A 17,775-nucleotide genomic window follows, 5' to 3' on the forward strand; every position below is an offset into this window, starting at 1 on the left:
AATGCGCCCCGGTTTCGTTGCGCAATGCTCGGCGGTACTTGCCCGCGATCTTCGACATGGCCCCCATTACCGCCGCCCCTCCACAGCCTTCCGTGCCGTCTCGACGCACAGCGTCTGCACGACGAGCTCCCTTGTCCCGTCGATCGGGAATTTGGTGGCGGTCGCGGTCTGGGTGTACCGCATCACATTCACCGCCGCTTGGGCTTGCAGGTCTTGGGTGGGGGTCATGGGCGGGCGCTTTCGAAAGAGCCGGGGAACAGCCGCTCACGCAAGGCGTAGGCGTCCCACAGCGCGTTGTGTTGGACAGCGCCGGGAAGCGTGGTCGGGTAAGCATCAACCCGCACAACATCGAACTGCATCCGCGCAATTGGTGCCATCATGCCGGGGCCGGTAATGACCGCTTGGCACAGATAGCGCACATCGTCCGGCCAGTCGGTGATGATGTACGGAACACCGCCGCTGCTATTGCCAAAAAAGTCCGCAATTTCCTGCGGCGCCGCATCCATGGTGCAGAATGTGATCTCGGTCCGGTCCGGCACGCTGTACATGATCGGCATGACGTTCTCAGCCACCCATGGCTCAATGTCTGCCGGCGGATCAATGACGAGGTACAGGGCGTCGCCATGCTCGCTGACCAACGCCAGCGACAGCAACTCGCCTCCGAAACCATTGAACTCGGTGTCCAGAAAGTATTTCACCGCCCCACCTCCCCCGTCGCCGGCAAGGCGCGAGCACGCCGGATAAGTCCGTCCATCGTCATCCACGCGTCCTCGCAGGGGGTGTCGGGTGCCATTTCGTCAGACAGCGTAAGACTGGCGACCAGCGATACGAACCCGCGCATGGCTGCGGCTTCTGCGTCGGCGAAGGCGATAAGTGCTGCCTTCAATGCGGCCACGGTATAGCCCGGATCCGCGTCTAGCAGTTCGACAACGACTGCTTCGGCCCTTTCTTCCCGCGTCACGACAGCGCCTCCGCTTGGGCGCGCAGGGCGGCGGCGCAGAGGGCTAGGGCGGGGGTGGCGGCGGCTACGGTGAACCGCTGGTCGCAGCCATACTGGACTTCCCCCATGACCGGCGTATCTTCCTTCAGTAGGCCGCTTGCCATCGCCATCTCATTCGGCTGACTGACTAGCCATCCCCAGCCCTTCGGCACGATAGCGACAGCACCATCCATCGACAGGCACGGGTCGCCATCGTCGGTGATGTACGACGCGATTTCGAGCGCCTCCATGACCTGCACACCCAATTCCTCGCGCTCGGCTTCCTGCGAGGTAGAGGCAGCTACAGCCTCAGCCAGCGCCAGCAGCTTGCTCCGATCGGTCATGCGTTCGATCCCTTCAACTCAGGCAGTTCCGCCCGCTGGAAATGGCCTTTCGGACCGCGGACATACGCGTTGGCGAGAAGGGCGCGTGCTTCATCGCGCTCCCGCATCAGATCGTTCAACAGCTTGCCGGCGGTCAGCGCACGGGTCTCCCAATACGCTTTGTCCGTCGTCAGCTTGTCGATCTTGCGATACGCCTCCACCAGCGCGGCGGGCTGCTTCAGGAAGAAAGGCCACCGCATCACGCATCCCCCCGCGTGTCTTCGGCCAGGTCGGTGCGGATCGGATCAGTGCCGTCGAACTGGTCGCCATAGTCGTCATTCGAGCGACCGAACGGTACGTCGTCGGACAGCTTGGCGAAGTCGTCGGCAGCCGCGCACAGGCCCTGAATTTCCTCGATGATCGGCTTGACGACCGCGCGGTGCTGCTTGCCGTCGCCGTTCCACCAATCGGTGAACGCCTTGGTTCCGCCGCGCGCAATCTCGCGGGCAGCGTCCATCGTCTCCTTCTGCTTCTGCGCGTCGCCTTGACCGTAGGCCCATTCCGCCATGGCAAAGCCGGTGGCCTCGCCCATCGGCCGGCGCGGGTCGAACAGCGCGCGGAACTGGTCGGCGACCTTGATCTGGTGCACGGGGCAACCGGGCGCGATCGGGTCAAGGATCACCATTGCCGTCATCTCGAACATCAGGTCGCCGTCGCTCGCCGGATCCCACGGCACGTCCTTGCGACGGGTCTTCGTCGCTCGTGCATTCTCTGCCTTGTCGCCGAACCCCTTCTGCATAACCGGCTTAGCGCGGGTGCAGATGATGATGTTGGTCTTTGCGCGGATAATGCGGTCGATCAGCCGGCGGTATTTCGGCTTGACCTCTGCCCATGCCAGCTGACTGAATTTCGACGGGTCGACCTCATAGCGGCCGTTGGCGCGCTTCTCCGCCGCCTGGACCAGACGGTCGAGGGCCTGCGCGTGTTCGTCCAGCACGCCGCCGACGCCTTCCCATGCGTGGCTGAAGCTGTCGATGATGAGGACTGGCAACCCGGCCGCTTCGGCGGCGTCGATAACCTCAATCCACCGCTGCACCCCGAACCCAACGACCTCGCCTGCCTCGTCCAGCGCCGTGAAGTCGAAGTGCATCATCTCCGGGAACGCCTCCTTGTAGTGAAGCGCCCGCTTGTTCTCGGTGTCGACGTAGCCGATCGGCGCACCGTCCTTGCCGGTGACGCGCTTGGCAATGCCGCGGGCGATGCGCAGCGCGGTATAGGTCTTGCCGGTGCCCGAGCCGCCCGACAGACCCACGGCGATCGTGCGCGGCTCGGTGATCTGGTTGACGGGGATGAACTGGATTTTCATGCGAATTGCTCCTGATAGGTAGCGATAATCTTCTGGATTTTGTCCTCGGCGGCGGCGGCGGCTTCGAGGATCGCAGCCTGGATCACGTCGTCAGGGTGGACGCGGATCACGGCCATCGGCAGCTTCTCGGAGAAGCTACAGAAGTCGATCCACTGGCGTTCGGACACCAGCAAGCCGGTCTGGTGCTGCATCACGAACTCGGCCGGGATGCCGCCGGTTAGCGCGTATTCGACGACCGTCTGGACCTGGTACTTCTGCTTGCGAGACTTCACCTCAATCGCGCCGTCGTCGCCGACCAGCCCGTCCGGGGAATAGCCGAGCGTGAAGCCCCAGCAGTCGTTCGTGATGAACCCGACCTCACGGACTGGCGCGCGGGTTTCTGCATACCGAGCACGCGCCTCGGCTTCCTCCGTCTGGCCCCGGATCATGTCAAAGCTCTGGAACATCGGCTCAACGAATTTCGTCAGCCGCTGCGCCGCCAGCTCGTAGATGTGCATCTTGGCATCGTCGTTATCGGCAACGACATTCCATTCGCGCTGCTTGTACGGCTCGCCATTTTTCTTGACGCGCGTCTCTTCCTTCGGTGGCGGGCTGATGATGCGTCGAACCTCGCTGGCCGTCAGCAACCCGCACCGGGCGTTAAGCCAGTCAAGCGAGCCCTGCTCGAACGCGTCATGATACCGGATCACAACCCGAACTCCCTCGAAAGCGGTGGCAAAATCCAAGCCCGCGGGAAAACGGTGGCAATGACCCCATCGCGCAGGATCAGCTTGGCTTGCGGCGTGCGGACACACGGCGCACCGAAGGCAACAGCGCGATCAATGGCCTTGTCGTGCGCGTGGATTGCCGCGACGACCTGGGCGACCGTGGCGCTAGGTTGGATGCGCTCCTGCCAGCGGGCGATGGCGTGTGCGGTGATAATGGCGGTCATCCCTGCCTCCGCATCTGCACCCAGACCGTGAGGCAGATCGCCGTCATGGTCAGGCCGGTGATGAAAGCGGCAAGCGGGGTGAAGATCGCCCACGCCATGACGGTGCCGAAGATGCCGCAGACCGCGAGGCTGTCGAGCTTCTGTGCGGGGGTGAGGCGCCAGCGATCATCCGCCATCGGCAGCTTGGACAGATCGTCCTCGACCGCGCGGCGGTACTCATGCGGGTTGGCAGTCGCGCGCTTCATCGCCCCTGCTCCTTGGCGAGAGCGACATCGAGGCCAATGCAGTCGTCGGACAGGCGGTCGTTGAAGTCGTCGGCAGCTTCCACCAGCGCGGCAGGTACGTGATGCGCGGTCAGGTACAGCGACGATAGCGTGTCATCGCGGACCATCTCGATCGCGTCCTTGGTCAGCAGCATCGTGTCGGTGAGGATGCTGGCCATGTTGACGCACCACCAACGATGGTTGCCGGTGGCCTTGGCTGCACGCTCGGTCCACGTGTCCCGATCTCGGGCGAGGCGATGGTACTGCGCGATCAGATCGGCGGCATCTTCCACCCACTGATTGGCAGCGGCTACGGCGTCGGTGAATGCCAGCGGGGAGGGGGCGAACGCATTCATGCCCCGGCTCCGGTCGCTTTGGCGATGGCGGCGTCTTCGGCACGGTCCATAGCCACGCGAAATTCGGCGTACTGCTGGGCGTCACTCTTGCCGTATTCGTACAGCGGGTGACCGGTCACATCGTACTCGAACAGGTGCTGCATCAGATGCGCGGCGGTCTGATTCGCGGTCTTATGATCGACGCCGGCGGCATCCATGATTGGAACCGCGACGTTGCAGAAGAACGCCCACGCGTATTCTTCGTCAGCCATGATAACATCGGACAGCAGAACGATCGGGTGCTTATCAGACATATCTCATTCCTCCGTCGTGCGGTCGGTGAGGGGGCGGGCGGCGCGTCGGCGCTCACCAGCAGCGATTGCGGCTTCGATGCGGGGACCGGCCATGTTGCGCCCCAGCCAGACCAGCGCGGTATCGGCGGCGAACATCTGCCGTTGCTCGATCCGCTTGGCGTGTGCCTCGACCTTCGCCAGACACTGCCGCGCTTCCTCGCGGATGCACTGGTCAGCGCCGTGCTCGATCGCGACTGCCAGACCGCGCCGGTAGCGGGCGATCAGGTCAGCAGCCGCGCGCTCGATCCGGTCATTGGCGGCTTCGCATAGGGCGGGGGTGATGCGGGTGTGGATGGTCATGCCGCGATCCTCTCGTCACGCAGGAGGTGATCGCCCCACTGGCTCGCCATAGCTGAGGCAATGCCGCGATAGGTCCGGCTGCGCTCCTTCCAGCGATTGGGGCCGGGTGGCATTTTGTGGATGCGGTCCGATCGACCGGGTACGACGTCGGTCGGCACCAGCTTGGGCAAGCCCTTGAGCCAGAGGCAGGTCGCCTTCGTCTCACCGTGACCGTACTGCCAGGGCTGAATGATCTGGTCGGGCTTGCGAATGTGCGAGCTGATGATGCTGACCGGGTTTTCGAGCGCGATGTGCTCGCAGTTCGCAGCAAGGATCATCCGCACGAAATAGAGGGCAGCATCCTGCCGGCCGTCCGCCTTCTTGGCAGCGAAGTGACGCGCGCCACTGACGGCCAGATCGGTGCAGGGCGGGTGCGCAACGATCAGGTCCCACAGGCCCCAGCGATGGCTGTTCAGAACATGCCGAAGGTCTTCCTGAATATGCCACTCCGGATCGCCCTCGGTCGCCAGAAGATCGCAGGACCATGCATCGAAGCCACGCGCACGGAAGGCATCGCGAACGGTTGCCGAATATTCGCAGGCTACGAGGACACGCACCCCCGCCGCCCCGCCATCCGCCGGGGTCATGCGTGGGCCGACCACATGCCCGCCAATGTCGCCTTCGACATACGGGTAGTTGCTGGTTGCAGGCCCGGTCATGCGGACAACTCCTCGGTCGGCATGGCTTCAATTGCAGCGGCAGCCCGCAATTCAATGAACTGCACCAGCAGACGATATTCCTGCGCGATCCGGCTATCGCCGTGCCGCGTCTCGACAGCCTCGGTGAATGCTTCCAGAGACCCGCTGAAGCATCCGCGATTGACCCAGATGGTGCGATCTTTCGCGACGCACCAAGTCAGCGTGCCCTGCTCGCTGCCGACCTTGCTCAGCCAGCCACAAGCGCCATCGCCGTAGACCCACGCATTGCCGTAGACCCACGCATCGCCGTAGACCCGCGCATTGCCGTAAACCTGCGCATCGCCGTAGACCCACGCATTGCCGTAGACCCACGCATCGCCGTAGACCTGCGCATTGCCGTAGACCCGCGCATTGCCGTAAACCTGCGCATCGCCGTAGACCCACGCATCGCCGTAGACCCACGCATTGCCGTAGACCTGCGAAAGGTTCTTTTCGCCTTCGACATAGCCGCCAAGGTCGCCGATCGCGACTGACAGGCCGATCGCGACCAGCGCGCGAATCCGGAAAAGCGTGCGGCCGTCCCGCGTCTTTACCGTGTCGTCCTGGACCAGCTCGTATTTCTTGGGGTCTGCCACTGTGCTGTCCTCCACCATGCCGCCGAAGCGGCGCCCTGCGTCGGTGCGGGGCTGATAAATAGATAATGCATAACGCATCACGCGTTGGCAAGTGCAAAATGCATCACACGCATCATTTTTCTCATCACTGGCCGATCGTGGTATTCGGCGGCCGGGAGGAATGACGATGCTGACCTATTTGCTTCTCGTGGGGATCGCAGCCGACGAAACGTTGGCGCTACGCTGCACTGGGCCGTTCACCGCTACGGTCGCGACCAGCGCAACAACGGCCAATGCCAGCGATAATTACGGCAATCAGGCGAACGGCAACAGCGTGACGTCGGAGCGGGTCACTGTCGACGCTATGGTCGAGTTCAGGATGAGCAATGGTGCCGCAACGCTTCGGCTGCCACCAATCGCATATGGTAGCAGCAATCTGCGCGGTGCCAGATTCGAAGAGAAGGTCGACAACCTCGTAGTCACGGATAGCCAGATCAGCGGCTCGGCTCGCGTATCGCTACTCGGCAAGACCCGGTTCCGCATCGACCGTATCACAGGCACCATGACGACCAGCGGCGGCTTTCGCGGGGAGTGCACGCCGTTCGATACCGCAAAACGCGCATTTTAGGACCGTAGGAATTTTTCCTACGCCTGCCGCTAACCTACGTAAATCCAGCTTGATTTGTTGGATTTGGCGGAACAGGTTAGGAACATGGAACGGAGTCGAGAACGCCTGACGCTACGAGAGCCGGCATGCGAGGTCGGATGCTCAACCTGTCAAATGTGGTGCGCGATTATCCCCCAGCGGTTGAACTGGTGGCAGCGCGAGATTGAGCGTCTTCATCGCGAACGGTCGATCGGCCCACCTGGGCGCGTCGGGCGCGATCAGATCGAAAGCGCTCTAGCTGCTCATGAAGCGCTGGCGCGACGATACGCGGCAAGTCCGAGAGCCGCGTCTGCATCGTCACTTCCGCTTCAATGACTTCGCGGATCATCTGTTCGATGTCCGTGGCGGTGGGTTCGCCCGACAGGTCCGGTTCGTCCCCCTTGCCAGACAGAAGCCAGTCCAAGGACACGCGGAAGAACTTGGCGTACCGCTCGGCAGCTTTACGGGGGATGCTGCCGGACCCGCGCAACCCATTCTCGTGCTGGATATAGGTCGGATGCTTTAAACCCATAGCGTCCGCCGCTTCGACAGCGGTTTCATACTTCGCGGCGCGAATCTGGCGGAGGCGTTCGTTGGGCGTCGTCATGCACCGCGCATACATCCCCCAATGATGCGAAAGGCACTTGCTTTCTGATGGTGCATAATGCATCATTATGGAATGAGGACGCATTCAGAAATCGTCACCGCTGCCGGACCGGCCCGACTGGCCGAGCTTCGCGGCGTCTCGCTCCACACCGCTCGGTCGTGGGCGCAGCGCAACAGCATCCCGGCAGAACACTGGTTCGACATATCGCGTGAAGGCATCGCCTCCGTCGAAGAACTGGCTGTTGCGGTCGCCACTTCCCCCCGACGCCGGGGAGCGGAGGCATGAGCGACGACAACCTGCGCGACTATGCGCGCCGCTATCTCAATCGCGAGGGCCTGACCGGCTCCACTGATCGTCGAGGAGTTGGCGGGCCTCTTCCAGCCTGGCCATGGCAACGGGCGCTTCGGCTTTTGCGTCGGGTCCGCACATGGTTGCAGTCCAAACGTCGAGGTCAGCGGTGAACGCGGCCCGCAGCCCTTCATACTCGTCGTCGCTGAGCCTGCCGCCATGCCGCAGCAATCCGCACAGCCGCACGAACCCTCTAGCCGTTGTGAGTGCCACGACATGATTTGCGATCGAGTCGCCGGTGCGATTGGCCATGCGCTGATCCTGCGCACCACTGCCGAAGAGTCAACTTCCCCCCGCCGCGACCGCGGGGATGCGCGGTGAGTGGGGAGGTCGCAACCGAATGCGCTACAGCTAACGCGCACGGCGTCTACGTCGATCATGACGATATCCGCTTGGTCGACGGCAAGGGTCGAGTTCCCCTAGCCGAAGTTAGGGTTGCGAAAACCGCCGCCGGATGGCGCGCTACCACGGGCTTCAGCTTCACCACGGGCAATTGGTGGGGGTCATCGAGTCCGATCACTGATCGCGACCCGGTATTCCCCGATCGCGCCAGCGCGGTAGCAAACGTCGCTGCTAAACTCGCCGATCGACTTTCATCGGCGCCGCGACACGCGATCGAACCGTCGATGGAAGGCCAGCGCGCGAAAATCGTCGCTTGGCTGGTCGGCCTTTCACACCGCCAGCCCGAACAATTCGAGATGTTCGCATGAACGTCATCACCCCAAACAGCGAGGTACAGTAGATGCTTATCCTCCAAGCGCTCGCCATCGTCGCGGCGCTGCTCGCCGCTTTCGGCTTCGTCATGTCTGCTTGGCGTCGTTTCCATAGCGGAATGGATACGGTCGCATGAGCCCGCAAATCCACCGGTCCTACCGCACCGTTTCCGCGAGTTCGCTGCTCGAAACGATCGGTGCCACGTTGGGACACATCCGCGATCAGGACAGCGCGACGTGGGCCGACATGGGCCAAGTCCTTGGCAAGTCTGGCGATCGTGCGGCTGCCTATGCCGGCGGGTTTGGCGACATGGGCGTCATCTCGTTCATTCGCGGCTGCGGCCAGTGGAACGGGCGATTTGCCAACCCGGTGCTGGCGCTGGTCGGCATGAAGCTCTCGCCGATCGTGCCCAAGAACATTTGCGATCGCAGGTTCGCCACCATGCTGTCGCGGCTGAAGCTGGCTGTCGATGAGGCGTTGGAGAACGACGACCTGATTGATGACGCCGAGCTGGACGCAATGCAGGCGATCCTGCGCGAGGTTGGCGAGGCGATTGATGCGCGCCGCACTGGCGGTCGTGCGCTGATCGGGAGTGCGGCATGATGGACCTCCGCTGCTCCGTCATCATGACCCGCAACCGCGGCAAGGAAACCGTCGCCGCCGATCCGTCCGCGACCGTCGTCGTCGGCTCGCGTCGCTTCACCTATCACCCGGTGCTGCCGTGCGAGCTGCCCGCTTTTCATGTGGTGACGCAATGACGCGCGCCTGCACCGACTGCGCTGCACCGATCACGGCGAAAAGCCGCACTGGATGGTGCCGGCCATGCTCGGCCAAGCATCTGAACAGCGATCCGGCCATCCATGCCCGGCGCGTCGCAGGCATCCACCGGAAGTTTGCGGAAGATCCGCAATTCAAGGCGGAGCAGGCGGCGCGGCTACTGGTAAACGCGTCGACCCCGGCTGCGGCGCTGGCACGCGTTGCGACCGGAAAGCGAATAGCGAGGGAAGTGCTCGCCCGGCCGGACGTCAAGGCGCTGACCCATTCGCCAGAAGCGCGTGCAAAGCGCGGCCGGACAATGGTCAATACCAAGCTGGCGTGGTGCCCTGAGGAATGGCGCGACAGCTATCGTCGGATGCTGAGCGGCGGAACGCTGGCGAAGGACGCCAAGGCCATGATCCTTGATACCGTCCGCGTCGAGGCAAGACGGGAGGTCGCCGCCCGGCAGCGCGCCATGGCCGAGAAGCACGCCCGCGAACTGGCGAGCCGGTACTGATGGGTGGCGTTCCTGAAAACCGGAACAGCTTCGCTGCTAAGGTTCGGCGCGGCACGCTGCTACGGCTCGCATCGGAAACGCTCGGGCAGGAAGCGCTGGCCGATGGGCTGGGCATCTCGACGCGCGCGCTGCGCATGAAGCTGGGCATGGACCGGCCGATCGCAAATGCCGACCTGACGCGCGCCCGTGAATTGCTGCTGCTGCACGTCCAGTCGACGATGGCGCTTGCGGCGGACCTGTCGACCGCTGCCGGCCCGCAGCCGATCGGCGCGATCGTAACCGGCGTGGTGGCGCTATGAGGCGCGACCAGTACGCCCATGTGCCGAAGACGCGCACCGGCACCGACAAGCGGCTCGACGTAACGCGCTTTCTGTCGATGGCCCGACCCGACATGGTGGCACGTGAGACGGCGGAAACGCTCGCCGCGCGCTACGGTGTGCCGGTCAAGGTTGCGCAGGAGGAAATGCGCCGGGCGGGCCTGCTATGAGCGAGTGGGCCGCGCTGGATGAGACGCTGACGCCGGAACCGCTGTTCGTCGTGGAGGCGCCGGACAAGAAGCCGGGCACCGAATTGCAGCGGCAGGCAACTTTGCTCAAGCTGCTTCGTCATCTCGCGCCGGACGTAATCGCTTACGCCAACACGAACGGCACGCACATCGCATCGCTCGCCGGCCGCGCCAAAGCGAACCGCGAAGGTCGCACGATCGGCGCGCCCGACCTGACCGTCGTCTGGAACCGCGGTGTCGCCTGGATCGAGATGAAGGCGGGCAAGGGCGACCTGAATCCCGCGCAGATTGACTTCGGCAATCGTCTCCACCGCGCCGGTCAGCATGTCGGTTGCTTCCGTGATCCGATGTCGGCGCTCGAATGGCTGCGGTCGCTCGGCGCCCCTGTGAGGACTGCGCAATGACCGTCGCCGCGCCCGACAATCATACCCCTTGGCTGCACGCGCAGGCGGCGCGCATCGACGCTTTGCAAGGCCGCGAGCGCAACGCTGCGCTGCTGCAATGGGCGCGCTATCTCGGCACGGGCGCGATCGTCGGAATGTGCCATGATGATCTTGGTCGCATAACGCGCGAGGCGTCGGACACCTTTGCCGCAGCGCTGGCCAAGGACACACCCGGCAAGGCGTGGGCCGACGCCGACCCGGCAGTCGGCCGCGCGTCGATCGCTCGCCTGACCGGCATTCAAGACCACGCGGCCGCTTGGTACGCGACGATGCCGATGCGGCATATCCGCTACGAGGATCGCGACTGGATCGGCGGTGCAATCGGCTCCGAACGGCTTCTTGCGTGGAAGCAACAGGACGCCGGGCATCGCTGGTGTCACCTCGATATCATCGACGTAATCCTATGGGATCCGGCTACGAACGAAGCGCGGGTGATGGGTGAGCATATCTCGTCCCCGCGGATCGTCATGCCCGCGCGCACCGATAAGCTGCTGGTGTTCGGGTCGCCAGTCGCGTTCTTTAAGGCTTGGGTGCAGCGGCGCATTACCGCTCTTATGCGCCATCAGTCGATGACCGCCACGCATGGCGCGCTCGACTATGAAGACACTCATAACGAGGCACCCGGCGCACTCCTCGTCGGTGACATTGCAAATGCCGTTTGGCCTGCATGTGATGCCGCGCAGGTTTTTCCCGCCCACGGCTGCCATCCAGACGCGCTCCGCGACTGTATCCTGCGCAGCGCCGGGCTTCCCCAGATCATGACCCGAAAGGGATGGCGTGGCTGACTTCGACCCCTTCGACAAACTCGGCAGCGCGCAATCCGTGGAGATCGTCAACGACGATCCGGACGGCATCAACGCCTATTGGGACTCGCTGAACGGCGCGATGCCGGAGAATATTGAGATGGAAAGCGCGCCGGAACCCAACGGCGAGCCGAAATCATCGGGCAAGATACTGCCCTTCGAATGGTTCGATCAGATTGACGCGCAGTTAGAGGCGAATTGGCTGGTCGAGGACCTGATCCCCTCGCAAGGGTTGTGTCTCGTCTACGGTCACCCAGGCTGCGGCAAGAGCTTCTTCGCGCTGGATATGGCCATGCACGTTGCCTGGGGCCAAGCATGGCGCGATCGTGACGTTGAGCAGGGTCTGGTGGTCTATATTGGCGCTGAAGGGCAGCGCGGCCTACGCCAGCGTGTCGCAGCTTTCCGTAAGCATCATGGCATCGAGCAGCTGCCGTTCGCCCTTATACCGGTAGAAGTGAACCTTCTTTCGGCCGATGGCGATCTGCAAAACCTTATCGACACCATCTATGAGGTCGCCAAGCGCTACAACATTCCGGTCGGAATGATCGTCATTGATACGCTGGCCCGCACCTTTGGCGGCGGCGATGAAATCGGGTCCGACATGGTGACCTACATCAACAACGTCGGCCGCGTGCAGACCGCGTTCGATTGCACGACCATGGTCATTCATCACCGCCCAAAGGATAGCGCAAACGAGACGCCGCGCGGCCACGGATCGCTCTGGGGCGCGTGTGACACGATCATCTTGGTCGAGGACAAGGGTGGCCCGAAACAGGCCAAGGTGACGAAGCAGAAGGATGCCGAGCCTGCGGAACCGGTGACCTTCGAACTGCGCGTGGTCGAGTTGGGCGAGGACGAGAAAGGACGTCCTGTGACGTCCTGCGTCGTCACGTCGAGCAGCAGCAAGATCATTGTCGACCAGCGCGCTGAAAAGCTGACGGATGGTCAGCGCATCGCGTTCGAAGTGCTGTGCCAGACGCTGGCCGATACCGGTTCGATCCATGGCCATAATGTGCCGGAAAAGGATCTGACGTTCGGCTTTGAAACCCGCGTTTGCCGCCTGTCCGAATGGCAGTCACGGACAACCTCTGCGTTGTATGACCCGGACAAGACACCGGACACCATTGCGCGTTATGTCCGCCGGTATCGGGACAGGTTGCAAGCCCTTGGTATCATTGGCGTTTCAGGGGAGTTCGTATGGCGGATCAAGTAAGCCGGACAACCTCGGACAACCTGTCCGGACAACCTGTCCGCCATAATCCGGACAGGTCGGACAACCCGGACAAGGGTATATATACCCTGTCCGGTTGTCCGGGCCGGATGTCCGCTCATGGAAAAGGATGGAAGAATGAAGCTGCTGAGAACTCAGGCTGGGTTCGTTTCAGTGCTCTGGATCGTATCGATCAAGCAGCGACCGCAAGGCGACTGGACGGTGACCTACAGCGTCGGGTCCGGAGTGCTCGACACGATCTGCTCGGGGCCAGATGGTCACATGCTCCTCGCGACGTCCGATGTGATCAAGGCCGACTGACCGGCTACACCACGGGGAGGTCCGCATGACCTCCCCGCTAACCAAATTCCTGATCGCCCTGCTGGCCACGCCGCGCGACCGGCTCGCCAAGGCTGATCCGGACAAGCTGGCTCAAAAGTACGGCATCAGTGCCAAGCACGCCCGCGGCTACATCGACATGGCGAGGGGGTGGTGATGACCGAGCGCGTCTACCTGACGATGGAACAGCAGCGCCAGATCATGGACCAGGCGCAAGCGGATTGGGCGTTACGCGAACGCGGCTTCCCAAAGTTCGTCCGTCAGCGCTGGGACCAAGGGACGCCATTGGCCCGCAAGCAAGCGGTTCTCGATGCCGCAGCCAAGCTCGGGCTGCTGTGATGACCTCCACACGATTTTTGCGAAAGGGGTAGGGGATGGGTATGAGCATGAGTTCGCTGCTGCTGGCCCTTGCTGATGAGGTTGGCCGGCAACGTTCGTTCGCCGACGACGAGATCGCGGTTATTGCCCGTGCTACCCAGCGTAGCGGGCTGCTGAAGCGCTGGACGGAAGACGAGGACGACATCCTGCGGACCATGCGTGCGAACCGGGCTACCGATCGCCAGATCGCGCGGGAGCTTGGCCGCAGCGTGCGGGCCGTGGAGTCCCGGATCAGGAACATGAAATTGCGGAAGGAGCGGGTGTTGTGAGTGACGGGGTTATGGGCCGGCCGACCAAGTACCGGCCGGAGTTCGTTGAGCAAGCGAGGAAGCTGGCGGCATTGGGCGCTACTGACCGGGAAGCCGCGGACTTCTTTGAGGTGGATGAGGCGACTATCCATCGCTGGAAGCACACGCACCCTGACTTTTGCGAGTCCTTAAAGGTCGGCAAGGAAACCGCCGATGCTCGTGTCGAGCAATCGCTGTATCGCCGAGCTTTGGGGTACAGCCATGATGCGGTGAAGATGCACAGCGTCGAGGGTACTGTCGTCACAACTCCGTATGTCGAGCACTACCCGCCCGACACCACTGCGGCGATCTTCTGGTTGAAGAACCGCAAGCCTACTGAGTGGCGCGACAAGACTGTGGTTGAGCATGATCTACCGGAGGACATGGCGAAGTGGCTGGGGGAACGCTAAGCTCAGTCGAACAGGACTTCATTAAAGCAATGATGGTGAGGTTCCCCGACAAGATGACGCGGCTTCGTGAAGGCTTCTACGATATAAAGGACAAGGGCGGTCGGAAGGTGCCGTTTAGGCTGAACGAGGATCAGCAAGAGTTCCTTGAAAGCCGCTGGTTCCTGGACGTGGTACTGAAGTCGCGGCAGAAGGGGTTTACGACTGTCATACAGTTGGACATGCTCGACGATTGTCTGTTCATACCGAACACATCGGCAGGCGTTATCGCGCACAAGTTGGACGATGCGAAAGCGTTCTTTCAGGATAAAATACGTTTTGCCTACGACAGCCTGCCTGCGCCATTCCGCAAGCTGCGATCGGCCGATCAGGACAGCGCGGACAGCCTTCGGTTCAACAACGGATCGCGCATCCGGGTGGGCACGTCGATGCGCTCAGGCACATTGCAGATCCTGCATGTGTCCGAGTTCGGTAAACTGTGCGCCAAGCACCCAGAGCGGGCCGACGAAGTGAAGTCCGGCGCGTTCAACGCGGTGCATACCGGTCAGCGCATAACGGTGGAATCGACGGCGGAGGGCAGGGCGGGTGAATTCAAGGCGATGTGCGACAAGGCCCAAAAGCTGGCTGAGAAGGGTGATGCGCTGACCGAGCTGGACTTCAAGTTCCACTTCTCGGGCTGGTGGTCGGATAAAACCTGCGTGCTCGACGCCGATGTCGTCGAGACGGCGGACATGACCAAGTATTTCGCTGAGCTAGAAACGCATCCGCTTCTGAAGGCTCGTGGTGTGAAGCTGAGCCGAGAGCAGCGGGCGTGGTACATCAAGAAGGATGAACAGCAGGGCGACAAGATGAAACAGGAGTACCCATCTACGCCCGAGGAAGCATTTGAAGCCAGTGTTGAAGGCGCATATTTCCCGACGCAGATGAAGAAGATGCGATCGGAAGGACGCATTTGCCGCATCCCGATCTTGAACACGCCGGTCTATACGACGTGGGACTTGGGCGTAGGTGACGCAATGGCGATATGCTTCTGGCAGGATGTTGGCATGGAGCGACGCCTGATCGACTATTACGAAAATAGTGGCGAGGGTTTGGAGCACTACGCCAAGGTACTGACCGATCGTGGCTACAACTACAGCGAACATTTCTTCCCGCACGACGGCGACCACCGCCGGCTTGGCAAGGATGCGAAGACGCCAAAGCAGCACGGCGAAGAACTTGGTATTAAGCCTATTCGCATCGTGCCGCGGATTTCGACCGAAAGCGTCGGCATCCAGGCATCACGCAGCTACCTTCCGCAAGTTTACATTGATGAAATTCGGTGCCAGCGCGCCATTGACTGCCTCGATAGCTACCGCAAGGAATGGGACGACAATCTGGGCGTGTGGAAGGACAAGGCAGTGCACGACCAGTTTTCCAACGGGTACAAGGCGTTCGAGACTGCCGCCGTGCGCAAGCCTGCCGTGAAGAAGCAGGAACAGCAAGTCGCCATCCCTTCCATGGCGACCGCATGGCGGCGGTAGGCACCGCAACTGCGTAGCGGCATGCCATAGCCGCAATCGCTACCGTGCGCCGCGATGGACACGGATACGGCGCTGGATCAGGACGCTGCACCCGCCAGCGACAAGCTGCGCGAGGTCCACAAGCGCGCCATCGCCCGGTTCGACGATACGGTCCTGCCGCAGCTTGAAATGCGCGCTGAAGCGCTGATGGCCCGCCGCTTCGTCAGCCTGAAGGGCGCGATGTGGGAAGGCGAGTGGGGCGCACAGTTCGAACATTCGATCAAGGTCGAGATCCCGAAGGTCAAGAACGGCATTCGCAAGATCGAGAACGACTACCGCCAGAACCGCATCGTGCCCGACTTCCGACCGAGCGGTGGCGCCAGCGATCAGGACACCGCCGACACGCTGGACGGACTGCACCGGGCGGATAGCAACCACTTCAAGTCGCAGCAGGCCCGCGACAATGCGTTCAGCGAGGCGTGCCGTGGAGGCTTCGGCGCATACCGGCTGACGAACGAATGGGCCGATCCGTACGACAAGGACAGCGACGAGCAGCGCATCAATCCGGCGCTGACGATCGTCGACGCTGACCAGACGGTGTTCTTCGACGGCAACAGCAAGCTCTACGACAAGTCCGATGCCCGGTTCGCGTTCGTCATCACGTCGATGACGGTGGATGCGTTCAAGGAGGAATACGGCGAGGACAAGCTGGTGGCGTGGCCTGAGACGGGCCATCGCAGCGGCTACGACTGGTACACTGCCGACGTTACCCGCGTCTGCGAATATTACGAGGTCGAGGACAGCACGGAATCGCTGCTGGTGATGACCTTCCCGCTGACCGGCGAAGAGCAGCGGCTGTGGGAGAAGGACACCGACCGCGCCGATTGGGAGGCGCAGGGTTGGGAGATCGCCACTCGCCGCATGAAGCGCCGCCGGGTGCGCAAGTACACCATGACCGGGGCCCAGGTGGTACGCGATCATGGCCGCATCGCCGGCACCTGCATCCCCATCGTGCCCGTCTACGGCGCGCGGGAGTATGTCGACGGGCAGGAGCGGTTTCAGGGCCACGTACAGTCCAAGATGGACGCGCAGCGGCTCTACAACGCCAAGGTGTCGAAGCTCGCTGAGACGGACGCGCTCAGCCCGCGTGAGAAGCCGATCTTCGCGTCCGAGCAGATGCCGCCGCACCTCGCCGCCATGTGGGAACGGCAGGAGATCGACCGCCATCCCTATGCGCTGGTCAATCCCCTGTTCGATCCCGGTACCGGCCAGCTTATCAGCGCCGGACCGATCGGCATGGTGCAGCCCCCGCAACTCTCGCCAGTCACGGGCGCGCTGCTGGAAATCGCGAACCGCGATCTGGTCGAGGATGACGAGGACGGCGCGGATCAGGTCAAGGCGAACACCAGCGCCGAGGCCATGGATATCGCCGCGACGCGCATCGATGCGAAGTCGGGCATCTACCTCGACAACATGCGTCAGTCGGTGCAGCGCGAGGGTGAGATCTACCTGTCGATGGCCGCCGAGGTCTATGTTGAAGATGGCCGGATCGTCGAGACGATGGATGAGGACGGCGGCGACGGCGAGGCGGTCCTGAACGAACCGTATCGCGACAGCAAGGGCGTTCACAAGACCCGCAACAACTTCAGCGAGGGCAAGTATAAGGTCGTCGTCGAGGTGACTGAGGCGACCGCGACCCGGCGCGACAAGACGGTGCGGGCAAGCCTGCAACTGGCTGAGGTGGCCATTCAGGCGCAGGATGTCGAATTGGCGCGCATCGCGTTGCTGACCGCCGTCCAGAATCAGGACGGCGAAGGATCGGCCAGCATGCAGAAGTATGCTCGCAAGCAGCTTGTGGCGCTTGGCGTCGAGGAACCGAACGACGAGGAAAAGGCCCAGATGCAGGCCGAGGCGGAAGCTGCCGCGCAGCAGCCCGACCCCAACGCCGTGCTGGCACAGGCACAGGCGCAGGCGCTTCAGGCCGGCGCGGCCAAGGACATGGCGCAGGCGCAGGAGAGCGAGAGCAAGATCGAGCTCAACGAGGCCAAGACCATCGAGACGCTGGCGAAGGCTGGCAAGGCGCGCACCGAAGCGTTGCGACCGGCGAACGACACCCAGCAACCGCAGAAGCGGATCGCCTTTGGGTACGAACGATAGGCAACCACCGGGCCG

34 protein-coding genes are annotated in these 17,775 nt (G+C 62.7%); 18 read left to right on the top strand and 16 right to left on the bottom strand.

Features of this window, described 5'->3' with window-relative positions:
- Positions 1-66: 66 nt before the first annotated feature.
- The 14 genes from AAIO73_RS16555 to AAIO73_RS16620 are packed head-to-tail and all read right to left on the bottom strand — an operon-like array spanning position 67 to position 6,240.
- The gene (locus tag AAIO73_RS16555; RefSeq protein ID WP_345879435.1) at positions 67-228 is read right to left on the bottom strand and encodes a hypothetical protein; all 162 of its coding nucleotides are present in this window, start codon (positions 226-228) and stop codon (positions 67-69) included.
- Positions 225-698, bottom strand: a complete 474-nt coding sequence (locus tag AAIO73_RS16560) for a hypothetical protein (protein ID WP_345879436.1) — start codon at positions 696-698, stop codon at positions 225-227. Before AAIO73_RS16560 ends, AAIO73_RS16555 begins: the two co-directional genes overlap by 4 nt.
- Positions 695-961 (bottom strand): hypothetical protein, encoded by a 267-nt coding sequence (locus AAIO73_RS16565; protein ID WP_345879437.1) that lies wholly within the window; start codon positions 959-961, stop codon positions 695-697. The genes AAIO73_RS16560 and AAIO73_RS16565 overlap by 4 nt, the downstream gene beginning before the upstream one ends.
- Positions 958-1,323, bottom strand: coding sequence for a hypothetical protein (locus AAIO73_RS16570; protein ID WP_345879440.1), 366 nt, complete (start codon positions 1,321-1,323; stop codon positions 958-960). Before AAIO73_RS16570 ends, AAIO73_RS16565 begins: the two co-directional genes overlap by 4 nt.
- Positions 1,320-1,562, bottom strand: coding sequence for a hypothetical protein (locus tag AAIO73_RS16575; protein ID WP_345879441.1), 243 nt, complete (start codon positions 1,560-1,562; stop codon positions 1,320-1,322). Before AAIO73_RS16575 ends, AAIO73_RS16570 begins: the two co-directional genes overlap by 4 nt.
- Positions 1,562-2,668 carry an AAA family ATPase gene (locus AAIO73_RS16580; RefSeq protein ID WP_345879443.1) on the bottom strand — a complete coding sequence of 369 codons (1,107 nt, stop codon included), beginning with the start codon at positions 2,666-2,668 and terminating at the stop codon, positions 1,562-1,564. The genes AAIO73_RS16575 and AAIO73_RS16580 overlap by 1 nt, the downstream gene beginning before the upstream one ends.
- Positions 2,665-3,393, bottom strand: a complete 729-nt coding sequence (locus tag AAIO73_RS16585; RefSeq protein WP_345879444.1) for a YqaJ viral recombinase family protein — start codon at positions 3,391-3,393, stop codon at positions 2,665-2,667. Before AAIO73_RS16585 ends, AAIO73_RS16580 begins: the two co-directional genes overlap by 4 nt.
- The gene (locus tag AAIO73_RS16590) at positions 3,354-3,599 is read right to left on the bottom strand and encodes a hypothetical protein (protein WP_345879445.1); all 246 of its coding nucleotides are present in this window, start codon (positions 3,597-3,599) and stop codon (positions 3,354-3,356) included. Before AAIO73_RS16590 ends, AAIO73_RS16585 begins: the two co-directional genes overlap by 40 nt.
- A complete protein-coding gene (locus tag AAIO73_RS16595) occupies positions 3,596-3,844 on the bottom strand; it encodes a hypothetical protein (protein WP_345879447.1) in 249 nt (82 codons plus the stop codon). Before AAIO73_RS16595 ends, AAIO73_RS16590 begins: the two co-directional genes overlap by 4 nt.
- Positions 3,841-4,218, bottom strand: coding sequence for a hypothetical protein (locus AAIO73_RS16600; RefSeq protein ID WP_345879449.1), 378 nt, complete (start codon positions 4,216-4,218; stop codon positions 3,841-3,843). The genes AAIO73_RS16595 and AAIO73_RS16600 overlap by 4 nt, the downstream gene beginning before the upstream one ends.
- The gene (locus AAIO73_RS16605) at positions 4,215-4,511 is read right to left on the bottom strand and encodes a hypothetical protein (protein WP_345879451.1); all 297 of its coding nucleotides are present in this window, start codon (positions 4,509-4,511) and stop codon (positions 4,215-4,217) included. The genes AAIO73_RS16600 and AAIO73_RS16605 overlap by 4 nt, the downstream gene beginning before the upstream one ends.
- Before the next feature lie 3 nt (positions 4,512-4,514).
- Positions 4,515-4,850, bottom strand: coding sequence for a hypothetical protein (locus AAIO73_RS16610; protein ID WP_345879453.1), 336 nt, complete (start codon positions 4,848-4,850; stop codon positions 4,515-4,517).
- Complete coding sequence (locus AAIO73_RS16615) at positions 4,847-5,548, bottom strand: DNA cytosine methyltransferase (RefSeq protein WP_345879455.1); 702 nt, start codon at positions 5,546-5,548, stop codon at positions 4,847-4,849. The genes AAIO73_RS16610 and AAIO73_RS16615 overlap by 4 nt, the downstream gene beginning before the upstream one ends.
- Positions 5,545-6,240: an LbetaH domain-containing protein gene (locus AAIO73_RS16620; protein ID WP_345879531.1), complete on the bottom strand. Its 696-nt coding sequence runs from the start codon at positions 6,238-6,240 to the stop codon at positions 5,545-5,547. The genes AAIO73_RS16615 and AAIO73_RS16620 overlap by 4 nt, the downstream gene beginning before the upstream one ends.
- A gap of 88 nt (positions 6,241-6,328) precedes the next feature.
- Between AAIO73_RS16620 and AAIO73_RS16625 the strand changes: the two genes are divergently transcribed.
- Positions 6,329-6,769, top strand: a complete 441-nt coding sequence (locus AAIO73_RS16625; protein ID WP_345879457.1) for a hypothetical protein — start codon at positions 6,329-6,331, stop codon at positions 6,767-6,769.
- 166 nt (positions 6,770-6,935) lie between these two features.
- On the opposite strand, the gene AAIO73_RS16630 is transcribed toward AAIO73_RS16625, so the two are convergent.
- Positions 6,936-7,394 (bottom strand): helix-turn-helix domain-containing protein, encoded by a 459-nt coding sequence (locus AAIO73_RS16630; RefSeq protein ID WP_345879458.1) that lies wholly within the window; start codon positions 7,392-7,394, stop codon positions 6,936-6,938.
- Positions 7,395-7,466: 72 nt separating this feature from the next.
- Here AAIO73_RS16630 and AAIO73_RS16635 point away from each other — a divergent pair, with 72 nt between their 5' ends.
- On the top strand, positions 7,467-7,679 hold the full coding sequence (locus AAIO73_RS16635) for a hypothetical protein (protein WP_345879460.1): 213 nt from the start codon (positions 7,467-7,469) through the stop codon (positions 7,677-7,679).
- Between the two features lie 36 nt (positions 7,680-7,715).
- On the opposite strand, the gene AAIO73_RS16640 is transcribed toward AAIO73_RS16635, so the two are convergent.
- Complete coding sequence (locus AAIO73_RS16640) at positions 7,716-7,994, bottom strand: hypothetical protein (RefSeq protein WP_345879461.1); 279 nt, start codon at positions 7,992-7,994, stop codon at positions 7,716-7,718.
- A gap of 140 nt (positions 7,995-8,134) precedes the next feature.
- Here AAIO73_RS16640 and AAIO73_RS16645 point away from each other — a divergent pair, with 140 nt between their 5' ends.
- The 16 genes from AAIO73_RS16645 to AAIO73_RS16720 all read left to right on the top strand — a co-directional run bounded on the left by AAIO73_RS16645 (position 8,135) and on the right by AAIO73_RS16720 (position 17,760).
- Positions 8,135-8,452, top strand: coding sequence for a hypothetical protein (locus AAIO73_RS16645; RefSeq protein WP_345879462.1), 318 nt, complete (start codon positions 8,135-8,137; stop codon positions 8,450-8,452).
- Positions 8,453-8,588: 136 nt separating this feature from the next.
- On the top strand, positions 8,589-9,059 hold the full coding sequence (locus AAIO73_RS16650; RefSeq protein WP_345879464.1) for a hypothetical protein: 471 nt from the start codon (positions 8,589-8,591) through the stop codon (positions 9,057-9,059).
- Positions 9,056-9,214, top strand: coding sequence for a hypothetical protein (locus AAIO73_RS16655; protein WP_345879466.1), 159 nt, complete (start codon positions 9,056-9,058; stop codon positions 9,212-9,214). Before AAIO73_RS16650 ends, AAIO73_RS16655 begins: the two co-directional genes overlap by 4 nt.
- Positions 9,211-9,729 carry a hypothetical protein gene (locus AAIO73_RS16660; protein ID WP_345879468.1) on the top strand — a complete coding sequence of 173 codons (519 nt, stop codon included), beginning with the start codon at positions 9,211-9,213 and terminating at the stop codon, positions 9,727-9,729. The genes AAIO73_RS16655 and AAIO73_RS16660 overlap by 4 nt, the downstream gene beginning before the upstream one ends.
- The gene (locus AAIO73_RS16665) at positions 9,729-10,028 is read left to right on the top strand and encodes a hypothetical protein (RefSeq protein WP_345879469.1); all 300 of its coding nucleotides are present in this window, start codon (positions 9,729-9,731) and stop codon (positions 10,026-10,028) included. The genes AAIO73_RS16660 and AAIO73_RS16665 overlap by 1 nt, the downstream gene beginning before the upstream one ends.
- A complete protein-coding gene (locus tag AAIO73_RS16670; RefSeq protein WP_345879470.1) occupies positions 10,025-10,216 on the top strand; it encodes a hypothetical protein in 192 nt (63 codons plus the stop codon). The genes AAIO73_RS16665 and AAIO73_RS16670 overlap by 4 nt, the downstream gene beginning before the upstream one ends.
- Positions 10,213-10,638, top strand: a complete 426-nt coding sequence (locus tag AAIO73_RS16675) for a VRR-NUC domain-containing protein (RefSeq protein ID WP_345879471.1) — start codon at positions 10,213-10,215, stop codon at positions 10,636-10,638. The genes AAIO73_RS16670 and AAIO73_RS16675 overlap by 4 nt, the downstream gene beginning before the upstream one ends.
- Entirely contained in the window at positions 10,635-11,462 is an 828-nt protein-coding gene (locus tag AAIO73_RS16680; RefSeq protein WP_345879473.1) for a hypothetical protein, read from the top strand. The genes AAIO73_RS16675 and AAIO73_RS16680 overlap by 4 nt, the downstream gene beginning before the upstream one ends.
- Positions 11,455-12,693: an AAA family ATPase gene (locus tag AAIO73_RS16685; RefSeq protein ID WP_345879475.1), complete on the top strand. Its 1,239-nt coding sequence runs from the start codon at positions 11,455-11,457 to the stop codon at positions 12,691-12,693. The genes AAIO73_RS16680 and AAIO73_RS16685 overlap by 8 nt, the downstream gene beginning before the upstream one ends.
- Before the next feature lie 135 nt (positions 12,694-12,828).
- Complete coding sequence (locus AAIO73_RS16690; protein WP_345879478.1) at positions 12,829-13,011, top strand: hypothetical protein; 183 nt, start codon at positions 12,829-12,831, stop codon at positions 13,009-13,011.
- Positions 13,012-13,036: 25 nt separating this feature from the next.
- Positions 13,037-13,186 (top strand): hypothetical protein, encoded by a 150-nt coding sequence (locus AAIO73_RS16695; RefSeq protein WP_345879480.1) that lies wholly within the window; start codon positions 13,037-13,039, stop codon positions 13,184-13,186.
- Positions 13,186-13,368, top strand: coding sequence for a hypothetical protein (locus AAIO73_RS16700; protein WP_345879483.1), 183 nt, complete (start codon positions 13,186-13,188; stop codon positions 13,366-13,368). The genes AAIO73_RS16695 and AAIO73_RS16700 overlap by 1 nt, the downstream gene beginning before the upstream one ends.
- Positions 13,369-13,415: 47 nt before the next feature.
- On the top strand, positions 13,416-13,676 hold the full coding sequence (locus tag AAIO73_RS16705) for a hypothetical protein (RefSeq protein WP_345879484.1): 261 nt from the start codon (positions 13,416-13,418) through the stop codon (positions 13,674-13,676).
- The gene (locus AAIO73_RS16710; protein WP_345879486.1) at positions 13,673-14,104 is read left to right on the top strand and encodes a helix-turn-helix domain-containing protein; all 432 of its coding nucleotides are present in this window, start codon (positions 13,673-13,675) and stop codon (positions 14,102-14,104) included. The genes AAIO73_RS16705 and AAIO73_RS16710 overlap by 4 nt, the downstream gene beginning before the upstream one ends.
- Before the next feature lie 29 nt (positions 14,105-14,133).
- Positions 14,134-15,624 carry a hypothetical protein gene (locus AAIO73_RS16715; protein ID WP_345879488.1) on the top strand — a complete coding sequence of 497 codons (1,491 nt, stop codon included), beginning with the start codon at positions 14,134-14,136 and terminating at the stop codon, positions 15,622-15,624.
- Positions 15,625-15,678: 54 nt separating this feature from the next.
- Positions 15,679-17,760, top strand: a complete 2,082-nt coding sequence (locus AAIO73_RS16720) for a portal protein (protein WP_345879490.1) — start codon at positions 15,679-15,681, stop codon at positions 17,758-17,760.
- The last annotated feature ends 15 nt before the right edge of the window (positions 17,761-17,775 follow it).

The sequence above is a fragment of the Sphingomonas epibiotica genome, from assembly GCF_039615155.1.
GTDB lineage: Bacteria > Pseudomonadota > Alphaproteobacteria > Sphingomonadales > Sphingomonadaceae > Sphingomonas.